We start from the raw sequence: 19,632 nt of genomic DNA on the forward strand, positions 1-19,632 counted from the left end.
GCGTATTCCCATCGAGGAACGCCATGTCGACTTGGTATCTCAGTGCGAATGTCTACGCCGCACGTCGCGACGCCGACATCGTCATTCTCGACGCTCGACGCGGTGACTATTATTGCATGCCGAACGCTGGGCTGGGCGGTCATGCGAGCGCCGGTGCGGCGACTATCAGCGTCGCCAGTGCCGATTTGGCCATTGGTCTGGTCGAGGGGCGACTGGTTCAGGGCGTCCCGCCTGATCATGATCCTATCCGACTCCAACCCCCAGCCCCCGCGTCGAACGATCTCAAAGGTCTGGCGGCCGGGCCCGCCAAAGCGGCCGATATGGCCGATTTCATTATGACCTTTCTCGACATGGCACCGCACTACTACGGGCGGGGGTTCAACCATCTGATTTCGTCGGCTCGTGGATATCGCGCTGAGACGCCGTCCCTCAACGCTGCGGCGAACGTCCTAAAGCCGGTGCTCACCTTCCATCAGCTGTTGCCGCTGGCTCCCTTCCCGGGCGTGTGCCTCTATCGTTCGTTCTTCTTGTTACGCCACCTGCGCCGGCGCGGCCTTCATGCGGTCTGGATGTTTGGCGTGAGAACCTGGCCGTTCGAGGCGCATTGCTGGTTACAGCTGGGCGATACCGTTCTTGACGACACGGTCGATCACACCGCCGGCTACACCCCGATCATGGTGATCTGAAATGGCGGGTTTTCTGGCCGCCCTTTGGACGCCTGGCGATCGGGAGACCGCTGAACGGCTAAGGGTTCTGGATCGCGCCGCAAAACGTCAGCCGGCATGGTCCTGGAAGTTGCGGGCTCCAGGGCTGCGCGTTTTAACCGGCGCACGCGCGCCTCTGGGGCTGCGCCGTCTCAACCAAGACAGTGTGGTCATCGGCGATCTCTTTCGGCGCGATCTTTTGGGCGTCAGGGTTGATGAAAATATAGCGACCGACAGCCCGGCGCCGGAGGCGGCGTGCCGAGAAATGCTTAAGCGCTACTGGGGGAGGTATGTCGCCATCCTGCGCACTCCTGATGGCGCGACGTCGGTGTTCAGGGATCCGTCTGGCGCCCTGGACTGCCTCATCTGGCGCGAGGCGGGCGTCACCTTCGTGGCGACGGATCTTCCGCTCTGGCTTCACGCTTTTCTGCCGAGATCGGTGGCGGTCGATTGGTCGCGGGTTGAGGACATGCTGCTGGACTCCTCCCAGCTCGCGCTTGAGCCAGGGCTCCGCGGAGTCGGAGCTGTGCCGCCGGGCGCGATCCAGCGGCTCGGGCCATCTTCAGCGTCAGTGACGACCCTCTGGGCGCCGTCGCAGTTTGCAGGCCTAAACGCCGCATCGAGAAAGGATGCTCTCGACGAGCTGCCACGCCTCGTTGACGGGTGTGTCGGGGCCTACGCGGGGAACTCCCGCCTGCTGGCCGAGATTTCAGGGGGCCTGGATTCGGCCATTGTGGCTTCGGCGATCGTGCGCGCGTCGGCGCCGACGGCAAGTTGGCTGAACTACCATGTCGCTGACCGACAAGGTGACGAGCGGCTCTATGCCCGCGCCGTCGCGGGGCGCCTGGGCCTGGACCTGACCGAAGCGCTGAAGTCTGAGGCCTCTTTGAGCAAGGCTGGCCTAGCTGAGAGCTCGACGAATGCGCGACCGGGCCTGAACGGGCTCGACGCCCAGTACGATCAAGACGTTCTTGATCGTTGCCTAGCTGCCGGCGCTGACAGGATACTCACTGGTCAGGGTGGGGACACAGTCTTCTACCAGATGGCGACCCCGCTGATCGCCGCCGACCATCTTCAACAGGCTGGCCTTACGGGCCTCAACTCGTCGGTTTTCTTTGATATCGCGCGATGGACCCGCCAATCGCTCTGGAGCGTGCTGCGGATCGCCGCCGTCGAGGCGGCGGGGTGGGGCGGTGGCGCCGCACGCACGCCTCCGGATTTCCTATCGGCTCATCTTCGACGACGGGCGAAGGCGATGCCTGTGCATCCCTGGCTTGCTGACCAGGACCTGAGCCCAGCTAAGCGGCGGCAGGTCCAAGGGCTCGCACATACCCAACTTTTTTATGGCGCGTGTGCACGCTCGCGGGGAGCCGATCTAATCCATCCGCTACTCTCCCAACCAATCGTTGAGTATGCGCTTGGCCTGTCGGCGGTCGCTCAGACCGAGGGAGGACGTGACCGCGCCTTGGCGCGCGCGGCCTTCGCTGGGCGTTTGCCCGACACCGTCATCCAGCGTCGTTCAAAAGGCGCCATGACCGCCTATTATGGCCGGATGCTTGCGGCGAGCTTGCCCGTGCTGAGGCCGATGTTGCTGGAGGGACGGCTCGCTGCGCAGGGCCTGGTGGATCGTTCCAGGCTGGAGGTCATCCTCGACGAAGACGATCTCATCGTGCGCGGACATTATGGGGAGCTGATGACCCTCACGGCGATTGAGGGGTGGGTCGGTCACTGGGACAGATAGTTCCGTGCCGCCTGAAATGTCGGCATCGATGACGATCTCTCTGAAACAACGCCTCGACGGAAGCGCGAGCCGGCGAGAGTGGAGCTTGGCTGGGGCTGCGCCCTCATTGGCTCTCGCCTTTGGACAACCGCTTGCTCGTCCGCCGGCAGCCGCGCTGTTGTCCAGCCAAATCTAGGCCGCATGCGCCAAGGCGCGGCGCTTCCTAAGCGTTCCCCCCGCTAGGCCGAACCCGACGATCATCAACGCCCAGGTCGCTGGTTCAGGAACTGCTGCGAACTCCCCAATCGTCAGCGTGACGGAGTAGGGGGCGCTGCCCATCGTTCGGAAGTAGCCGTCAAAGTTTCCCGACTGCGGGTCGTAGTGGAAGCTGCAGTCGCCAAGCGTCGCGGGCCCGCACGGCTTATCGAATCCGCGTGGTGTAGACAGCCATCCATACGCCAGTCCGGTGTCAGCTGTTTGAAGGCAACCATTGGCGGTGTCGCAGTCGAAGGCCAGCAAGTACTCATTGCCCGTAACCTCCTCAGCGAACGTGTCCCACCACGTGGCCTGACCTTCTACGTAGCCGGTCAGATAGCCATCAAGCAGCTGGGCGCCGCTGAACGTCAGCTTGGCCAGCGCTTTCGTGCCCTCAATTGGCCAATCGAAGGCCCCCGACGCGGAAAAAAAGCCGTCCTGATCCGGGTCGGTGAACGTAAGCGAGACCACTTGTGCCGCAGCGACAGGCGTAGCGAGAAGTGCAGCGCAAAGTGGTGCGGCCCAAAACGCGCGCAACATAGATCCACGCATTGAATATCCTTCCCCTTATGCCATTCGCCAAACTGGTGATCGACGGGAGTCGATCGTCGCACTTATGCTCCATGATCGGACTATCAGTATGGAGCGGCCGTACCGGCTTGGCGAGGCGCCCATATGCGTTGCTTGAAAGACGTGAGCAGCAATCCGGCGAAGCGGGCAGGCCTTTCTAGCCATGGGCCTCCTCCCAAAATGGGTTTGCAGGTGGATGCGGTCGCAGCGTCTGATCGGGCGGCAGTTCCGGACCATCGTCGCCCGTTCGAGTGCAGGAATTTCCCATGGCGGGAAAGGTCAGTTGTTTCCCGCCATGGGAAATGCGATGGATTTCCTATGAGGATCGTCGCTCAAAGCTCATTGCAAGCATTCTGGGACAAGCACCCAGAAACCGAAGCGGGCCTGCGCTTGTGGCTGGATGTCGCCCGCAAGGCTGAGTGGAAGTCGATGGATGAGGTTCAGCATCGCTGGTCGAAGGCCAAGGTGCTGAATGGTGAGCTGGTTCGTTTCGAGATAGCCGGCGGCGACTATCGGATGATTTGCGCTTTCCAGTTCCGGGCGCAGATCATTTGGGTGAAATTTCTCGGAACCCACGCCCGATACGACCGGGTCGACGTCCTGACCGTGGATATGTTTTGAAAGGTGGCATGATGGAACTTCACCCCATCCACAATGAAGCCGAACTGAAAGCGGCCAAGGCTGAAATCGCGCGCCTGTGGAACGCGGAGAGCGATGAGGATGTGCAGCGGCTGGCCGATTGGGCTGAGCTTGTTGACGTGTTCGAAGCCCGCTTGATCAAGTCTGCCCGTGGCGTTGATCCGGTGGCGGTCATACAGGCCGAAATGGACATGAACGGACGTAGCCGTGCCGATCTGGCCGCGGTGGTAGGTCAAAGCCGTGCGACCGAAATTCTGAACCGTAAGCGTCCGCTGACGCTCTCGATGATCAGAGCGATCCATAGGGCGTGGGACATTCCAGCTGACATGCTCATTGACGAGTACGAGACGGCCTAAGCAGCACGCGCTGGCGAGAGCAGGCTGAGGCCCGGGTTTCGAGACGGGAGTAGCTCGATTGGCAAGGCTCACGTTCCATATGCGGCCGCGCAAGGCGAGCCGGGGGGCTCAGCACAATTCGGGATGAGCTAACGATCAGGCGCGCCAACCGTTCGATCGAGGAAGTTGAATACCTCGTCGTAGAGGCGCCGCAGGTTGGGCGGACTTCCAATGACATGGCCCTCACCCCAAAAGGTCAGCATTTCTGCGTCCTTGTGTTGTCTGTAGAGGGCACCGAACATTTCCTGGCTCTGGGTCAGGGACACTATGTCCTGGTCCCCGTGGATGAGCAGCACTGGGGCGGTGATCTTGTCTGCGGCGAACACAGGGCTGTTGCGCACGTAGCGTTTAGGATCCGACCAAGGCGTCGTTCCCAGGCCTGCTTGTCCCATCTCAGCCCAGCCCATTCCTGATGTGAGCTCGTACCCGTCCTCTGGGAGCATACGATTGTGCGGCAAGAACACGCCTCGGGCGCTGACGAGATTTGACGGCGCCGCCGCCGAGATGACGGCCTTGAAGCGCGAGGTCTGGGTGGCGACCGTGAGTGCGCCATAGCCGCCGAAACTATGCCCCCAGATGGCAAGCCGGTCAGGATCGACGCCGCCGCTCGCCACGGCGGCGTCAACGATGGTGAGGATCTGGTCAGCCAGATCGGCCGCCGGCTCGCCGGAGTGATGATCACGTGGCAGGCTGGGCAACAGCACGCCATAACCTTGCGCCGTCAGGAGCTCGGCGTGGGTCTGCAATGCTGCGGCTCCGCCGCCATAGAGGAGGGGCGGCTTGGGCCTCTGAGATCCTGGATAGGGAATGACGACCAGGGGCCGGCGTTGGCCAGGGCGCAAATCCGCAGGAAGATAGAGCCAGCTTATGCGCTCCTGCCCCTTAGGGTCACGGTGTGAGATCCGCCGCACGATCGGCGGCGTGATTTTCGCAAGGTGCGAGTTGAGGGTGAGGATCAACTGGGGAGCCTGTCCCGCCGCCAGCAGGGTGAGGGTCTGGACGCCATGGCGATCGCGTTGAGAGATAACGGCCAGGCCGCGCGCGATCGCCAGAGGCTCGGCGTTTGCATCAGGAAGAGTAAGATTGTGACGACGCGGGGTGCTGTCGCCAATCCACGCCAGCCGCGGAGCTTCCGACGTCGATATGAGGGCCGGGAAGGCCAGTGAGTGTCGCGGTCCATTTATCCGCGCGCGGTCTCCGAGCCCAAATCCAGTGAGTGTCACCGTCTTGAGCGGGCCGGGGGCGAGACTCTCAGCATGACCAGATCGATCAATGCGCCAAGTCTGACGGCCTTCGACCAGCATTAGGTGCTGAGGGGTGATCGCCGCGAGGCGCGGCGGTGGCTCGGCCAGGGCTGAGGTCAGTTTGATCGGCGCTCCGCCGGCCAACCGGTACCAATCGTTGCGCTCTGCGCCCGCGACCTGGCCGTAGACCACGGGACTTTGTCCCATCCAGTCAGCCTGGACGTACGCAATTCCTTCGCCGGTATAGAACACCGCTGGGCGCACCTGGCCCCCGACGGGCCTCGGCGGACGGCGCCAGGTGAGCACCATGAGCCGTCCCGAGGCCCAGTCAGCGCCTGGCCTGCGGTTGAAGACCAGCAATGCATCCGATCGGGGCGACCAGGTCAGGAGGTGGGTCGCTAGATCGCAGGCGGGGCAGGGGAGAGACGTTCGCCCGGTGTCGAGCTCGACCAGGGTGACGTTGCGTCGGCGCACCGCCATCGACACCCACACCTTGTCCGATGATCGCGGCTGGAGGTCCTCGCCGTCAGAGAGCGCGGCGGCATGACGCCCATCGGGAGAGATCTCCAGATCAAAGAAGTCGCCTCGTGCGAGCGTCCTGATCTCTCCCGATCGGGTGTCGATCTGAACCAACCGCTTCAGCACCGCCTTCGGGCGTAAGGGCAGGAAGGCGCCGCTGCCGATCAGAGTGGCCGCCGCCGCCGATCCAGTGGCCGAGCGCGCCCACAGCCTGGGCGCCATCTCCTTTGATTGCCACCCAAGGCGCAGGCGAACGGGCAAGGCGTCATCGGCGCTGGCGATCATCACCAGTTCGTGGTTCGAGCGCCACTGCGCCGTTCGGCCGTAGAGGACATAGTCCGGGCTGAGGGGCAACCAGCGAACCTCGCCAGTTATGAGCGTTACGACGCCTGGCTGGTATCGACGGTCCTTGAGCCGATAGACGAGGATCAGCCGGCCGTCTGGCGAGAACGGACCGGCCACATAGCCCGCGCCCGGCTCCTGTGGGAAGAGCGGGCGCGGGCTCGCCGGCGCCGTCAGGTCGACGCGAAGGAGCCGGCTGCGGATGAGGCTGGTGTAGCCGTCATAGTCGAAACGCGGAGAGTTGGCGTAGGGAACCAGTCGCTCCAGAACAGCCCAGCGCGAGGTCGGGTCGATACCGACGGCGCCGACCTCTTCGGTTTGAAGCAGGTCCTCCAGGGTGAGTGGATCGGCAAGCGCCCCGGCCCCCACGACGAACAGCGCGAAGGCGGCCAGACCCGTTCTGGCGATCGCAGCGATGCGCACGGGGGACCTACCAACGCTTGGTCAGTTGGAGAGAGATGAACCGACCGAGCGGATCTGCATTTGCGGCGTCGTAACCAATGCCGGCTGTGGAGTCGTAGAAGGGAGGATCGGCGTCGAACAGGTTCTGGACGTTGAGGGCGAGGGTCAGGCCGTTGCGCAGGCCGCTGTCAGTGTTCGGGCTCCAACGCAGCTGAACGTCCACGGTCGTCCAGGCGTCGATCTCTTGCCCCAACCGATCGTGGTAGTTGTCGACATAGTTCGCTGCGGCCATGACGCTGAGCGCGTCGCGGGTCCAAGTGCCCGAGAGCCTGCCGCGCAGATCGACCGGCTGTCCGGGGGTGTCGAGGAGTTGCGCCGGTCCGGCTGACGGGGTGAACCGGCGCTTGAAGTCGACGAGATAGGAGAGACTGCCGGTTAGGTCCAACCGGTCGGCGCCAAAATCGTGGTGGTACGCGGCCAGGAGATCAATGCCGCGAACCCGGACCTCCGCGGAGTTGACGAAGCGGCTATCGACTACGGCACCAAAGGACTCTGGCGCAAAGAGGCCGATCTGGGCGTTGGTGGATCTGGCGATCAGAGCCTTCACGAAGGCAAGGTCGGTGGGATTGGTCGCGTTGAGCCGACGCACGAATGGAGCATAGGCTGGGTTGCTAAGGGCGTTGGCGGTGTCACCAACAACCGGCTGCCCAATCTGGCGCGAGAATTTGATATCGAACCAACTGGCGCTCAGCGTCAGATTGGGAAGCGCCTGCGAGGTATAGTCGACACCGGCGGTGAAGGATGTCGCCTCCTCAGGCTCCAGGTCGCGGTTGCCGCCTGACTGGATGATCACCAGGCTCTGGGTCGGGCCATTGGGCAGGAAGGTTGGACTAATCGACTCGATGTCGTTGACCTCGGTCAGGTTAGGCGCGCGAAACGAGGTTCCATAGCTCGCTCGCAGGCGTACTGTTGATGTCGGCGCCCATAGCAGCCCAATCTTGGGGTTGGCGGTCTCGCCAAAACCGTCGTACCGCTCGATGCGTCCCGCGATCGACGCCTCCAGGGCTTTGGCCCAGGGTTGCGGATTGTCGGGGCCAACCAGTGGCAGGCGCACCTCGAGGAAGGCGGCGGCCACATCACGCTCATAGGTGCGCTCACCGACCGAGGTGGGGGTGGCGCGGCTGATTTGACTGACCCCTCGCGGCTCAAAACTCTCGCGCCTGAACTGCACGCCCAGCGCTGCCTTCAGGTCTCCTCCCGGCAGGTGAAGCAGCGTCCCGTCGACCTTGGCCTCAATCGCGTCCACCGTGCTGGCGCTGACGGTGCGATTATATCCGCTGCCGATGAAGCTGAGCACCGCGGTTGAGTTTGCTCCCGTGTCGCCAAATGGATTGAAGTATCCATCCCGCGCGGCGATGTAGTCCGTGGCCGGATCATCGGGAATGACCCCAAGCGCCTCGTTGAGGAAGCGGGTGTTGGCGAGGTTGACGGCCTGGCGTCGCCCGGTCTCCGAAGCGTGCGAAACATAGATCTCTCCGCGCCAGTCGCGTCCAAGGTCCAAATCAAGGCCTGCCGACAATCCCAAGCTTTCGGAAGATCCGGTGGTGAGGGCTGGGCCTATCTCATCGACGAACGAGTAGCCGATCGTGTGGCTGGTCGAACCGTTAGGTGAAACGAAAAAGGGGTTGGCCCTGGTGACGTTGAAGACGACGATGGAGGCCGGTCGGCGCAGCTCGATCTCACGTCGGCTGAAACGAGCATCGGCGCTGAACCGCACCCGCTCACCAAGCTCCTGGCTGATGTTGAAGTAGGCGCTGTGGCGATCCTGCTCCGGATAGAGATCGGCATCTGCTCGCTGATTCAGCAGATTGGTTTGACCGGCAAGGAAATCGCTGGGCTTCAGGTCGCGCCCGTTCTGGCCTGTCGGAATAGCGTAGGCCGAGGCGTATGAGTTCGTGGCGGCGTCGAAATTGAGGATGTTGCCGGGATGGCCGAATACTAGGCGGTGATCCTCGCCTCCGAAGGCGCGCAGGTCGGTGGTCGCCGTGTAAGCCCGTTGCGAGCCAGCCACGCGTGTGCGGCGGTGAAACTCGTAGGCGACGAGCAGGCTGCCGCTATTCCAGGTCGCGCCATAGGTTTGCGCGAACTGCGCTTCTTCAGCGCCGCCCTGTGTCGCCAGTCCGACCCGGGAACGGGTCTCAAAGCCTTCGAAGTCGCGCCGCAGAATGATGTTGACGACCCCGCCTACAGCGTCGGAGCCGTAGAGGGCCGAGGCGCCGTCGAGCAGCACGTCCACGCGTTGAATGGCTGCGGTCGGAATGGCCGAGACGTCGGCGAAGTCCCCCCGCAGACCAGCTCCGGCCATCCGGCGGCCGTTGACCAGGACCAGCGTCGACTGAGTGCCCAGTCCTCGCAGGTTGACCCCCGTGGCGACCGTGTCGTTGGTGGGACGGGTGTCAGAACTGACCAACGACGTGTCAGGCGAGCCCGAGCCGCCAAAATTCTGGGGCAGGGCCGAGAGCATGTCGGCCACGGTGGCGTGTCCGGCGCGATCGATCTCCTCGCGGTCGAATATGACGATCGGGGAGGTGGGCGCGTTGGCGCCGCGAATAAGCGTGCCCGTAATGACGACCTCATCCACCATGTGCGCCGCGCCAGGGACAATCCGGCCAGGCGTAGCGGCGTCGATTGCGGTGGAGGCGTTCAGTTCGGCCAACCCGTCAGGCTCGGAGGCCGCGACCGGCTTGGTGGGGTTCTGCTTGGGCGGCGGCGCCTTGGCGCGAGCTCTCAGGACAAAGGTGTTGGGCCCGGTGCTGCGGGCGATCAGCTCGGAGCCCGACAGCAGCTGTTTCAGCGCGCTCTCGGCGCTCAGCTGTCCATGTACGGCCGGAGCTTGATGGTTGGCGACCAACTGCGGACTGTAAAGCAACTGGCGCCTGGATTGGGCCGCAAAGGTCATGAGCGAGGCGTGAAGTGGTCCGGCCTCAATGTTGAAACTGATGGTTTGGGCCGGCGCCGCCAGAGCCGCGACGGGCGTGGCGAGCGCTGCGAGCAGGCTGGGCGTTACGAGCCCGGAACACAGGCCGCGGCGACAAAATGATAGCTTCACGTGGTCTCCCCTTCGATCCTCGTCGCCGGCGCCGATCTCGGTGATCGGTCTTGTCTTGGCCGTGCAGCGGGTCTGAGGAGAAGGACGCGACACAAGGTGCTCGACCCTAAATAGGCGGCGATACTAATTTTCAGGAATTAGGAGGGAGCCCGTTTGGGATTGGTGGTCAGCCGGATCGCGCCATCCTGGCGTCGGACGGGCGTCAGATCGTAGAGGTCGGCCACAGCAGCGACAAATGCCTCAGTGTCGCCGCTGTCGAACACTCCCGTTACCGGCGTCGCGGCGAGTTCGGCGTCCTCCAGCACGATCTTACGGCGACTGTAACGATTGACCTCAGCCAGCGCGCTCGCCAGCGGCACGGAATGAAACACCAACCGCCCACTGGTCCAACTTGTGGCCGCGGAGATGTCGACCTTGCGCGCCTGCGCAGCGGCGTGATTCTCCGTCAAGGTCAGCTGTTCGCCGGGTTTCAGGGTCCATGTCGCCGAGCCGTCCACCTCGCCGCCGACCCGGACGCTGCCGTCGATGAGCGTTACGTCCACCTCTTGGTCGTCGCGACGCACGTCAAAACGGGTGCCGAGCGCGCGCACATCTGTCTTGCCGGCGCTGACGACAAAGGGGCGCGAGGTGTCGTGGGCGACCTCAAAGAGCGCGCGTCCGCGTCCGAGTTCGATGTGTCGTTCGCCCTTAGTGAAGCGGACTTTGAGCCGCGTGTCGGTGTCGAGCCGGATGCGTGAACCATCCTCCAGCCGGACTAGACGCTGCTCGCCGACCGGAGTGGCGTAGCTGGTCCCGAGCGAGAGAAATCCGAGCGCCCCGAACGTCAAAAGGCCGATCAGCGCGATAACGCCAAAGCTCGTCGTCCTGCGATCTGGCAGGTTCAGCTTGCGCCCCTTCGCCTGGCGCTCCATCGCCGCGCGGACCGCGTCCTGAATGTGAGGGTCGCGGCTAAGCCCATTGGCGGCGCGCCAGAGCGTGTCGAGACTTGCATAGGCCGCGGCGTTTCGAGGGTCGTTGCGCCATTCGCGGAAGTCGAGGATGGCTTGGGTTGTTATCGTGCGTGAGTTCAGGCGCGCGAACCATTCCGCCGCTTCCATGCGCGCGCGCTCGGGCTTTGAGACCTTTTCGGCCATGACGTCCTCGGCTCGCCTAGTCGCGAAGCTGGGCTTCCAGTAGGGCCAGGGCCCGAGACATCCGGTACTCGACCGTCTTCACCGAAACCCCGTGGCGCCCGGCGATCTGTTCGTAGGAAAGCCCACCAAAGCGGCTCAATATAAACACGTTCCGGTGGAGCGGCGGAAGTCCCAAGATCAATTGTTTCAGAAGCAGCGCCGCGTCTTGATCGGCGGCGACCTGTAGCGCGGCGTCGTCCGCTACGTCATCAATGTTCAGCGCGTAACGCCCGCCGCGGGCCGCCGCGCGGCGCGCCTGATCGTAAACCACGTTGGTGGCGATACGTATCAGGTAGGCCTTAGGGTGCAGAACAACCGAGTTTTCCGCACGCGCTACCCGAAGGTAGGTTTCTTGGACGACGTCGTCCACGCTCTCATGGCCGAACCGATGGCGCACGGCGTTCGTCAACCAGCCAACATAGCGGGTGTATAGGCTTGAAAGGGTCATCTTTGAACTGATGCCTCTCCATGGTGTCTCTCAGTTGAGAGCTGATTCCACCATCAATAACCTATTATGGGATATTCTAAAATGGGTTCTAGAGGAGTCGGCGTCCTCCGCTTCGCCATGGCCCCAGATGCCCAAGTCGGTCTTTACCGATGCCTATGCCGCCCTCATCGAGACGTTGGTCGCCTCTCGGAAAAGTCAGGGCGTGACACAGGTTGAGCTCGCCAATCGGCTCAACAAGCCGCAATCGTTTGTGTCAAAGATTGAGCAAGGGCAGCGGCGAGTAGATGTCGTTGAATTCTGTGCAATTGCACATGCGCTGGAATTAGATGCCGCCGGTTTGTTTCAACGGGTACTCAAGCGGTTTCCGCGCCACTTCTCTATTTAAAACCACCGACAGGCGAGGGGGCGTAATCGTCGATACGGCGATGGAGACACCCTGGTGACCTCAACCACTGTATAGTGGTGGGCCCCAACGCGGGCCGAATATATACATCATGTACGCGAAGTATAGCTTGCGACCTCATGGTGAACGTTGTGATCCTGCCTCTATGGCCCGAATTGTATTGCAGATTCCGGTGGACATTCTGGCGCGCTTGGACGAGGCGGCGCTCGGGCCGACCGGCCGCTCACGCTTGGTGCGCAAGATGTTGGAGCGCCGTCTGACTCATGGGCCGCTGATCGAGCCGAGTAAGGATCACCCATCCGGTTCGGTGCAGATCCATGTTCGATTTGGGAAAGATGACACCGGCGCGATCAGCCAGGCGGCGCGGGCCGCGGGCATGACCCGTACCGAATGGATCGTCGCTGTCGTTCGCGCGCAACTTGCGCGGAGGCCGCAATTCGCACGGCCCGATCGCATATTGATTGTTGAAGCTCATCGGGATCTGCACAGGATCCGCGTCCTTCTGACCCGCTTGGTAGAGAATGAGGTGGCGAGAGGGGACGTTGCTGGATCTCTAGCCTCCGATGGCGGCGCAGTATCAGTTCTGGCTGACGAGGTTGGCCAGAACATGCAGGCGCTGCGCCAGGCGTTCGAAGGCAATTTCAGCTACTGGGCTGGCGAGCCGTGAGCGATCTTCACACAGAAAGAGGCTTTGAAGACGGGTATCCCCCACGCGTGGAGTTCCGGGGAGGCGCGCGCGTCTCGATATGGAGTTTTCGGGGTGAGACTGCTCCTTCTCGCGTCGTCCGGTCTCAGCTTGCGCGGATTGTGCGGGGGGCACCTGAAGTCATAGTCAAGGTAAGCGGCCGTATTTATGGCGCCCGGAACCTAGCCCGGCACCTAGATTACATTTCCCGAGCTGGCAGGCTGGCCCTAGTGGGCCCCGATGGCGAGCGCGCCGTCGGCAGGGAAGATAATCGCGATTTGACGTCGCGCTGGAGCTTCGAGGCGCTCGCCGCAGGATGTGGGAGGTCGATTGCGGTGCCATTGATCTTGTCGATGCCCGCAGGCGCTGATCCCCACCGAGTTCGCGAAGCCGTATCGACTTTCGCGTCGTCAACTTTTGGAGATCAACGCCCCTACGTGTTTGTCCTGCATGAAGATCAGCCGCACCCGCATGTCCATCTAACGGTTCATGCCCTTGGCCAAGGCGGCCGAAAACTCGATCCTAACCGTGGCGTTCTGCAGGCCTGGCGGGAGGCGTTTGCCCAGGAACTTCGTAGTCTGGGGGTTGATGCTGAGGCCTCGCCACGGTGGGCGAGGGGGGTGACGTTACGACGGGATAGTACTCCGCTCCGAAAGCTACGAGGGCGATGGTCGGCGGGAGACGGGCCGATGCCCTCAAGGCTGCGAAATGCATATGTCGATGCGGCGCTTGTGGCGTTCGCAGGCGTACCGGCACCAGCAGGCCAAGTCGCGGCCCTTCAGAAACATGGGGACTATCGACGGCGATTGGTTATCGAAGCTGGGCTCCTCGCCCAAGCGCAGGAGCCTCAAGAGCGAGCTCTCGGGTTGGCCGCGATGGCCTTCCTGCGTGAGCTGCCGGAGCCTAGAACCCGAAGGCAGGAACTCGCCGAGCAGCTAAGATCGTCGTACGAAAAGGACCACGGGCGCGGTGGTAAGCCGGGGCTGGAGCCGGCGATGCCAAGTCTGGCCGGCCCAAGTCGAGAGCGTTCACGTTAGTCGTGGCTAACTGCAGGTTTTCTATTCAGCCGCCCTGGACGGGCGGCTTGAAGATGCCGGTGGGCGAGCCGGTGAAGATCTCGTAGCCGGTCTCGGTGACGCCGATCGAGTGCTCGCACTGGGCCGAGAGCGACTTGTCGCGGGTCACGGCCGTCCAGCCGTCGGCCAGCAGCTTCACCGGATGCTTGCCCAGGTTCACCATCGGCTCGATCGTGAAGAACATGCCCGGCTGCAGCACCTCGCCCGTGCCCTTCTGGCCGAAGTGCAGGATGTTGGGGGCGTCGTGGAACACCTTGCCCAAGCCATGACCGCAGAAGTCGCGCACCACCGAGCAGCGCATGGATTCCACATACTGCTGGATGGCGTGGCCGATATCGCCGGTGCGATTGCCGGGCTTCACCTGGTCCAGGCCGCGCTGGATGGACTCGTAGGTCACGTCGATCAGGCGCTTGGCGCGCGGCGCGATCTCGCCGACGCCGTACATGCGGCTGGTGTCGCCGTGCCAGCCGTCGACGATGACGGTGACGTCGATATTGACGATGTCGCCCTCGCGCAGCACCCGCTCGCCGGGAATGCCATGGCAGACGATATGGTTGGGCGAGATGCAGGTGGTCTTGCCGTAGCCGCGATAGAACAGGCAGGCCGGGATCGCGCCATGGTCGAGGATGAACTCGCGCGCCATGTCGTCGAGCTTCTCGGTCACCGCGCCGGGGACCACGTGCGGGGTCAGCAGGTCCAGGCACTCGGCGGCCAGCTTGCCGGCGACGCGCATGCCCTCGAAGCCGGCGGCGTCGTGGATGCGGATCTGGCCGGTGCGGTGTTCGGCGTCGAGGATGTCGGTCATCTGCTTAACTCTTCCCTGGCGCTTCGGGTCGCCCACGGACCGGGCGGGCGACGGCGACGGCGCTGGCGGCTTATGTCGCAATCCTAGCACCAAACTTCAACGCCCGCCTCTCCGGCGTCCTCAAGGGCGGCGGTAGAGATAGGCGGCGGGTAGGCCCAGCCGCGTGCAGGCCTGGGCCGGCGGCGCTGATTTCAGGACCAGGCGATCGGCGGCGCGCCCGGCCATGGCGACCAGGGGGCGTTCCCACGGGGCCAGGCCGTAGCGGGCGCCTAGGCCCAGGAGGGCGCGCGTCCACGGCGGCAGGATCTCGACGCCGGCGCGGATGAGCAGGGCTTGCAGCGGCCGCAGGGGACCGGGCGCGGCGGGCGTGCGGCGCAGGATGTCCAGGAAATCGAAGACGATCTGCGAGCGTTCCAGTTTCGGGGCCATCGCTTGGAACTGCTGTTCCAGGGCGGCCTCGCAGGTGGGGGCGCCCAGGGCGCCATAGAGCCGGGCGGCGGGCGCGGCCTCGGCGTAGAAGCGGTCGCGGTAGGCCAGCGACAGTGGACGCACGAAGGCGTGGTAGGCCTGCAGGAAGCCGAACGAGGCGGTGGCCTGCACCCAGTCGAGCAGCTCCTGGTCGGCGGCCTGATAAACCTGCCCGGCTGGGGTGACGCCGCCGACCCGGGCGTGCATGCGCCCGACTCCGGCGATCATCGCCTGCGCCGTCGATTTGGCCCCATAGACCGTGACCATGGCGGCCAGGCCCGTGCGCGCCATGCGCGGTAAGGGATCGGTGCGGAACGTGGTGTGGTCCCAGACCCCTGAGCGCACCCGCGGCTCGGCCAGTTCGAGCAGCACCGCGGCGGTTCCGCCGATGAACAGCGAGACCGGGTTCTTGAACACCTGCCAGGAGACCGAATCCGGGGCCGCCAGCGCCGCCTCGCCGGCCGGCTGGGTGAAGTCGACCGTGGGGAGGGAGCCGGCATGATCCCTGATGATCTTGCCGACTGGGCTTGGGATGTCGCTGGTGGTCATCGGACGATTTGGCCTCCAAGGCGGCGGGCGCACCTGCCTCAGATTGGCCGATCAGGCCCCGGCCGCAAGCTAGCGGAACCGATAGGTTCGCCCGCCCGCCGCATTTCCTGGCGATACAACCTGCGCAACGCAGTCGCACCGAGATGCACGTCGCCGCGCGTCGGTGCACCCCGCCGCCGTCGCGCGTTCGAGTACGGGTGGCGCAAGGCTGACGGCTGTCGGCGATGGCGGCGCGGATGCGGCCGCCCATGGGTTAGGGGAACACTTGTGCGATTGACTTCAGGTTTGGCCGCGGCCGCCGCCGCGGCGGCGATGATGCTTGGCGGGTCAGCCGCCTCGGCGGCGATCATGATCGCCACCTATACCGGGACGGTCAGCAGCGGCGTCGACAAGATCGGGATGTTCGGATCTTCCCTGGCGGGGGAGCAGTTCAAGGCGGTGTTCAAGTACGACACTGACGGCGGCGTGAGCGACATCACCCCGACCGGCGCGCATGCCTATGGTCCTGGCGTGATGCTCGATGCGTATCTGGAGATCAACGGCCTCATCAGCCACGTTCCCACCGGCTATTATGGGAGCGTGCAGCAATCGACGGCGGACGTGCAGCACCTCAGCATCTACGATGACGGAGCTTTTCAGACCTACTTCTACATCGGTCTGTTCGGCGTCTCGCCGCCGCTCGACTTGACCGACGCCTACACCCGATCGTCGGGAGAGACCTCGGCGCGCTGGGCGAAATACAACTACTCGACCGGGCAGTATGACGTGGAGCTCAACCTCTCATCCCCCACCACCTTGGCCGTCACGACGGCCGCGGTCCCGGAACCGGCGACCTGGGCGATGATGATCCTCGGCTTCGGCCTGGCTGGGGTGGGCATTCGCGATAGCCGCCGCAGGCGCGGCGTCGCGCTGGCCTGAGATCAGCGCGCCCAGGGCAGGGGGCGGTCGATCCTGACCGCGTGGGCGGAGACCTCGCACGCATAGACCAGCACCTCGACCCCCGCCTCGGCGGCGTGGTCGAGCGCGGCGGCGAATGTCGGATCGAGCTCGGCGCAGGCTTGGAACGCCTCGCAATCCATGCGCTGAACGACGAACAGCGCCACGGCGCGGTCCCCCGCCGCCGCCATGGCTTCGAGTTCGCGCAGGTGCTTCGACGAGCGGGCCGCCACGCAGTCGGGAAACTCGGCCAGGCCCCTGGTCCTGGAGAGATGGCAATTCTTGATCTCCAGCCAGCAGGGCGGGCGGCCTGGGTGCTCCAGCAGGAAGTCGACCCGCGAGGCCTGGCCGTACTTCACCTCGGGCCGGTGGGTGGCGTAGCCGGTGAGCTCTGGGATGGCGTCGGCGGCCAGCGCCTCGGCGACCAGGCGGTTGGGGTGCATGGTGTTGACGCCGACCAGTCCGCCGTCCGCCTCGACCAGCTCCAGGGTGTGGGCGAGCTTGCGCTTGGGATCGTCGGATTTCGAGAGCCAGACCGGCAGGCCCGGCAGGTTGACGCCCAGCATCGCGCCCGGATTGGGACAGTGGGCGGTGACCGGCGTCCCGTCATCCAACACCACGTCGGCGAAGAAGCGCTTGTAGCGGCTGACGAGCACGCCGCGCGTGAGCGGCTGGGGGAAGTTCATTTGGCGTCCAAGCGTGGCCAGAGAGCAGGTGATGTAAGCGGCCGCTGCGAATAGGGCCAGCCCGCCTAGAGCGTCGGCAAGCCCCCGATCGCCAACGAACGGTTGCGGCCGGTCGGCGAGCGGGGTTAGTCGAAAGACAGGCGCCGCGTGGCGCGTTGTGAAGCGGGCGAGGCGTATGGCGGGTTCGGCGGACGGGCGGGTGACCGCGGGGGTTCTGATCATCGGCGACGAGATCCTCTCGGGCCGCACGCAGGACACCAACCTGCGCGATATCGCGAAATACCTGGGCGTCCATGGCGTGGATTTGGCCGAGGCGCGCACCGTCAGCGACGAGATCGAGGAGATCGTCGCCGCGCTCGACGCCCTGCGCAGCCGCTACGACTACGTCATCACCACCGGCGGCATCGGCCCGACCCATGACGACATCACCGCCGACGCGGTGGCCGCGGCCTTTGGCGTGGAGCTGGAGGAGCATCCCGAGATCCTGGCCATGATGGCCGCGCGCTGGGGCGAGTCTCCCAACGCCGCGCGCCGGCGCATGGCGAGGGTTCCGGTCGGCGGGGTGCTGGTCAAGAACCCCGTCCAGGGCCCGCCGGGCTTCATGATTGGCAATGTCTTCGTGTTGGCCGGGGTGCCGACCATCATGCGCGGCATGCTGGAGGACGTCGGCCACCGGCTGAAGGGCGGGGCGGTGACGATCTCGCGGACCGTGCGGGTCGAAGGCTCCGGCGAGGGTGTGATCGCCCTGCCGCTGGAGACGGTGGCCAAGGCCCATCCGGACATGTCGCTGGGCAGTTATCCGTTCTTCGGCGACGGCGGCTATGGCTCGAACCTGGTGCTGCGCAGCCGCGATGAAGGCGAGCTGGCTGCCGCGGTTGAAGAATTGGTCGCGGCGCTGAAGGGCGCGGGGATTGAGAACGTGCGGGAAATCGAAAGCTAACTCGACTCATTGGGCGTACGTTCCTTTTGTGAGGCCTGCAGTGCCTCTTGACGCTCGCGCCGATGGTCCCTCGCTCCAATGTAGAAGACGTAGAAAACAAGGGCTACGATGACTAATGCCATGCCCAGTAGGCTAAATTTTTCAATGAGTTCTCTCATTTAGGCGGTTCCGTGTGCGACTTCCGATAACATTTATGATGGGCAGTTGCGTCGTATCCGCTCCAGGCGGTGCGCGGTCTCGCAACGAGACCCAGGAATGCCGCGAAAAGGCGCAGCAGGGAGCTATCTAGTTTGATCTGGTCGGAGGTGGTGCGGCAATATGGACCGGCGTAGCTTCATCGTTGCGGCACTAGCTCCTGTGGTAATTCCTGGGGATTGTCGGGCCAGAAACGACGAGCAGCGAGTAACTGGAGTGAGTGAACTCCAAGCCGCCTTGAAAGCTGCGAGGGGGGGCGAGACAATTTTTTTAGCTCCTGGCATGTATCCTGCCTTCATCATTAGTTCCCTGAGCTTTGACAAGACCGTGACGATAACTGGAGCAGGAGCTCTACTGCATGGAGTTGTTGTTGCCGAATGCCGGGGGCTTAGGTTCTTAAAGCTTAATTTTCAAGGCGATCCTCAGGAAAATGCGAATGGCATATTGATCCGCCGTAGCCGAGAGATCGTCGTCGAGAATTGTGAATTCCAGAATCTAATGCATGGCATTGGCCATCTTGCCAGCGCTAGCGTGAGTATAAAGGGCAATAAGTTCTTCAACATACGCTCTGACGGGGTGCGGGGCGGGGGGTCGTCGCGTGTTTCAATATTGGGAAATCATTTCTCGAGTTTCCATCCGCAAATGCGTGCCGATGGGAAGGGAGACCATCCTGATGCGATCCAGTTTTGGACTACGAACACCACCGTTTCTGCCGAGGATATTGTTATTCAGGGCAATTTGATTGAGCGCGGCGCGGGGCTGACAATGCAGGGTGTTTTTCTGAGAGATGAGAGCGGGGGGGATTTGCCCTATATCCGCCCGAAGGTGTTGGACAACGTCGTTATCGGCGGGGCTTGGAATGGCGTGACGATAGGGGGCGGGGTGGATGTGGAGGTCGCTCGCAACATCTGTTTGGCCTTTCCGGACGAAGGCTGTCGGGTGAGAGTGTCGCGCGCGAGGGGGGGGAGTGTTCGGGACAATCAGGCGAGTGATTTCGTATTTAGTGATTTGAGCAACGTGCAACTTGTCCGAAACGCTAAGCTTGCTGCGGTGAAGGACGGGGGGGCGGCGTTTATGAAGGCTCGCGCGAGAATTTTGCGCGCGCAAGCCTCAGGGCGGTGAAGCCGACGCGCTATGTGGCCGCATAGTCGGTTGGTGAGCGGCCTGGGTGTGGATGGCGCGCGCAAAATGGTGCTGCTTCCAATCGTTTCGGCGCCGAAATTTGCCGAGAGGGTTGCGTTAACTCCCAATCTTTTAGGTTGATCGAGATCAACGGAGGTCGAGCAGTTGTCTAGCGTCACCGTAGACAGTACCGCGGGTCTGGCTCAGGCGCTGAAGGTTGCGCAAGCTGGCGACACGATTGCGCTGCA

At 63.6% G+C, this 19,632-nt stretch carries 17 protein-coding genes; 9 read left to right on the top strand and 8 right to left on the bottom strand.

Translation table 11 applies throughout. From position 1 onward, the window contains the following. Window positions 1-23: 23 nt before the first annotated feature. Both ASE02_RS14860 and ASE02_RS14865 read left to right on the top strand, forming a co-directional pair. A complete protein-coding gene (locus ASE02_RS14860; protein WP_056735309.1) occupies window positions 24-686 on the top strand; it encodes a lasso peptide biosynthesis B2 protein in 663 nt (220 codons plus the stop codon). A 1-nt stretch (window position 687) separates the two neighbouring features. Further along, complete coding sequence (locus ASE02_RS14865; RefSeq protein WP_082602109.1) at window positions 688-2,445, top strand: asparagine synthetase B family protein; 1,758 nt, start codon at window positions 688-690, stop codon at window positions 2,443-2,445. 171 nt (window positions 2,446-2,616) lie between these two features. On the opposite strand, the gene ASE02_RS22400 is transcribed toward ASE02_RS14865, so the two are convergent. Further along, window positions 2,617-3,150, bottom strand: a complete 534-nt coding sequence (locus tag ASE02_RS22400) for a PEPxxWA-CTERM sorting domain-containing protein (protein WP_056735311.1) — start codon at window positions 3,148-3,150, stop codon at window positions 2,617-2,619. A 417-nt stretch (window positions 3,151-3,567) separates the two neighbouring features. On the opposite strand from ASE02_RS22400, the gene ASE02_RS14875 reads away from it, so the two are divergent. Further along, window positions 3,568-3,870, top strand: a complete 303-nt coding sequence (locus tag ASE02_RS14875; RefSeq protein WP_056735312.1) for a type II toxin-antitoxin system HigB family toxin — start codon at window positions 3,568-3,570, stop codon at window positions 3,868-3,870. Window positions 3,871-3,878: 8 nt separating this feature from the next. Then, on the top strand, window positions 3,879-4,244 hold the full coding sequence (locus tag ASE02_RS14880; protein ID WP_082602110.1) for a type II toxin-antitoxin system HigA family antitoxin: 366 nt from the start codon (window positions 3,879-3,881) through the stop codon (window positions 4,242-4,244). 128 nt (window positions 4,245-4,372) lie between these two features. Here ASE02_RS14880 and ASE02_RS14885 read toward each other — a convergent pair whose 3' ends face one another. From ASE02_RS14885 to ASE02_RS14900, 4 genes are all read right to left on the bottom strand, one after another. After that, complete coding sequence (locus ASE02_RS14885) at window positions 4,373-6,811, bottom strand: S9 family peptidase (RefSeq protein ID WP_056735313.1); 2,439 nt, start codon at window positions 6,809-6,811, stop codon at window positions 4,373-4,375. Window positions 6,812-6,818: 7 nt separating this feature from the next. Further along, the gene (locus tag ASE02_RS14890; protein ID WP_156406074.1) at window positions 6,819-9,899 is read right to left on the bottom strand and encodes a TonB-dependent receptor; all 3,081 of its coding nucleotides are present in this window, start codon (window positions 9,897-9,899) and stop codon (window positions 6,819-6,821) included. Window positions 9,900-10,036: 137 nt separating this feature from the next. After that, window positions 10,037-11,032: a FecR family protein gene (locus tag ASE02_RS14895; RefSeq protein WP_056735315.1), complete on the bottom strand. Its 996-nt coding sequence runs from the start codon at window positions 11,030-11,032 to the stop codon at window positions 10,037-10,039. 16 nt (window positions 11,033-11,048) lie between these two features. Continuing rightward, on the bottom strand, window positions 11,049-11,519 hold the full coding sequence (locus tag ASE02_RS14900) for an RNA polymerase sigma factor (protein WP_056735316.1): 471 nt from the start codon (window positions 11,517-11,519) through the stop codon (window positions 11,049-11,051). Between the two features lie 127 nt (window positions 11,520-11,646). Between ASE02_RS14900 and ASE02_RS22080 the strand changes: the two genes are divergently transcribed. Continuing rightward, window positions 11,647-11,904: a helix-turn-helix domain-containing protein gene (locus ASE02_RS22080; RefSeq protein ID WP_082602112.1), complete on the top strand. Its 258-nt coding sequence runs from the start codon at window positions 11,647-11,649 to the stop codon at window positions 11,902-11,904. Between the two features lie 163 nt (window positions 11,905-12,067). After that, entirely contained in the window at window positions 12,068-12,589 is a 522-nt protein-coding gene (locus ASE02_RS14905) for a hypothetical protein (protein ID WP_056735317.1), read from the top strand. 1,080 nt (window positions 12,590-13,669) lie between these two features. Here the strand turns inward: ASE02_RS14905 and map are convergent. Then, on the bottom strand, window positions 13,670-14,488 hold the full coding sequence (map, locus tag ASE02_RS14910; RefSeq protein ID WP_056735318.1) for a type I methionyl aminopeptidase: 819 nt from the start codon (window positions 14,486-14,488) through the stop codon (window positions 13,670-13,672). Between the two features lie 120 nt (window positions 14,489-14,608). Beyond that, the gene (locus ASE02_RS14915) at window positions 14,609-15,505 is read right to left on the bottom strand and encodes an oxygenase MpaB family protein (RefSeq protein ID WP_082602113.1); all 897 of its coding nucleotides are present in this window, start codon (window positions 15,503-15,505) and stop codon (window positions 14,609-14,611) included. A 273-nt stretch (window positions 15,506-15,778) separates the two neighbouring features. Between ASE02_RS14915 and ASE02_RS14920 the strand changes: the two genes are divergently transcribed. Next, entirely contained in the window at window positions 15,779-16,423 is a 645-nt protein-coding gene (locus tag ASE02_RS14920; protein WP_162257179.1) for a PEPxxWA-CTERM sorting domain-containing protein, read from the top strand. A gap of 2 nt (window positions 16,424-16,425) precedes the next feature. Here the strand turns inward: ASE02_RS14920 and sfsA are convergent, their stop codons facing one another. Then, window positions 16,426-17,127, bottom strand: coding sequence for a DNA/RNA nuclease SfsA (gene sfsA / locus ASE02_RS14925; RefSeq protein WP_056735320.1), 702 nt, complete (start codon window positions 17,125-17,127; stop codon window positions 16,426-16,428). A gap of 175 nt (window positions 17,128-17,302) precedes the next feature. On the opposite strand from sfsA, the gene ASE02_RS14930 reads away from it, so the two are divergent. Together ASE02_RS14930 and ASE02_RS22085 are read left to right on the top strand one after the other, a co-directional pair. Beyond that, window positions 17,303-18,067 (top strand): molybdopterin-binding protein, encoded by a 765-nt coding sequence (locus tag ASE02_RS14930; protein WP_056735321.1) that lies wholly within the window; start codon window positions 17,303-17,305, stop codon window positions 18,065-18,067. A 411-nt stretch (window positions 18,068-18,478) separates the two neighbouring features. Next, window positions 18,479-19,384 carry a right-handed parallel beta-helix repeat-containing protein gene (locus ASE02_RS22085; RefSeq protein WP_162257180.1) on the top strand — a complete coding sequence of 302 codons (906 nt, stop codon included), beginning with the start codon at window positions 18,479-18,481 and terminating at the stop codon, window positions 19,382-19,384. Window positions 19,385-19,632 lie beyond the last annotated feature (248 nt).

This window comes from Phenylobacterium sp. Root700 (assembly GCF_001429025.1).
Classification (GTDB): Bacteria; Pseudomonadota; Alphaproteobacteria; order Caulobacterales; family Caulobacteraceae; genus Phenylobacterium.

Coding starts and splice junctions, on each gene's coding strand:
- ASE02_RS22080 (WP_082602112.1), top strand. CDS start 11,647: ATGCCCAAGTCGGTCTTTACCGATGCCTATGCCGCCCTCATCGAGACG.
- ASE02_RS14860 (WP_056735309.1), top strand. CDS start 24: ATGTCGACTTGGTATCTCAGTGCGAATGTCTACGCCGCACGTCGCGAC.
- ASE02_RS14865 (WP_082602109.1), top strand. CDS start 688: ATGGCGGGTTTTCTGGCCGCCCTTTGGACGCCTGGCGATCGGGAGACC.
- ASE02_RS14915 (WP_082602113.1), bottom strand. CDS start 15,505: ATGACCACCAGCGACATCCCAAGCCCAGTCGGCAAGATCATCAGGGAT.
- ASE02_RS14930 (WP_056735321.1), top strand. CDS start 17,303: ATGGCGGGTTCGGCGGACGGGCGGGTGACCGCGGGGGTTCTGATCATC.
- ASE02_RS14875 (WP_056735312.1), top strand. CDS start 3,568: ATGAGGATCGTCGCTCAAAGCTCATTGCAAGCATTCTGGGACAAGCAC.
- map (WP_056735318.1), bottom strand. CDS start 14,488: ATGACCGACATCCTCGACGCCGAACACCGCACCGGCCAGATCCGCATC.
- ASE02_RS14900 (WP_056735316.1), bottom strand. CDS start 11,519: ATGACCCTTTCAAGCCTATACACCCGCTATGTTGGCTGGTTGACGAAC.
- sfsA (WP_056735320.1), bottom strand. CDS start 17,127: ATGAACTTCCCCCAGCCGCTCACGCGCGGCGTGCTCGTCAGCCGCTAC.
- ASE02_RS14905 (WP_056735317.1), top strand. CDS start 12,068: ATGGCCCGAATTGTATTGCAGATTCCGGTGGACATTCTGGCGCGCTTG.
- ASE02_RS14895 (WP_056735315.1), bottom strand. CDS start 11,032: ATGGCCGAAAAGGTCTCAAAGCCCGAGCGCGCGCGCATGGAAGCGGCG.
- ASE02_RS14880 (WP_082602110.1), top strand. CDS start 3,879: ATGATGGAACTTCACCCCATCCACAATGAAGCCGAACTGAAAGCGGCC.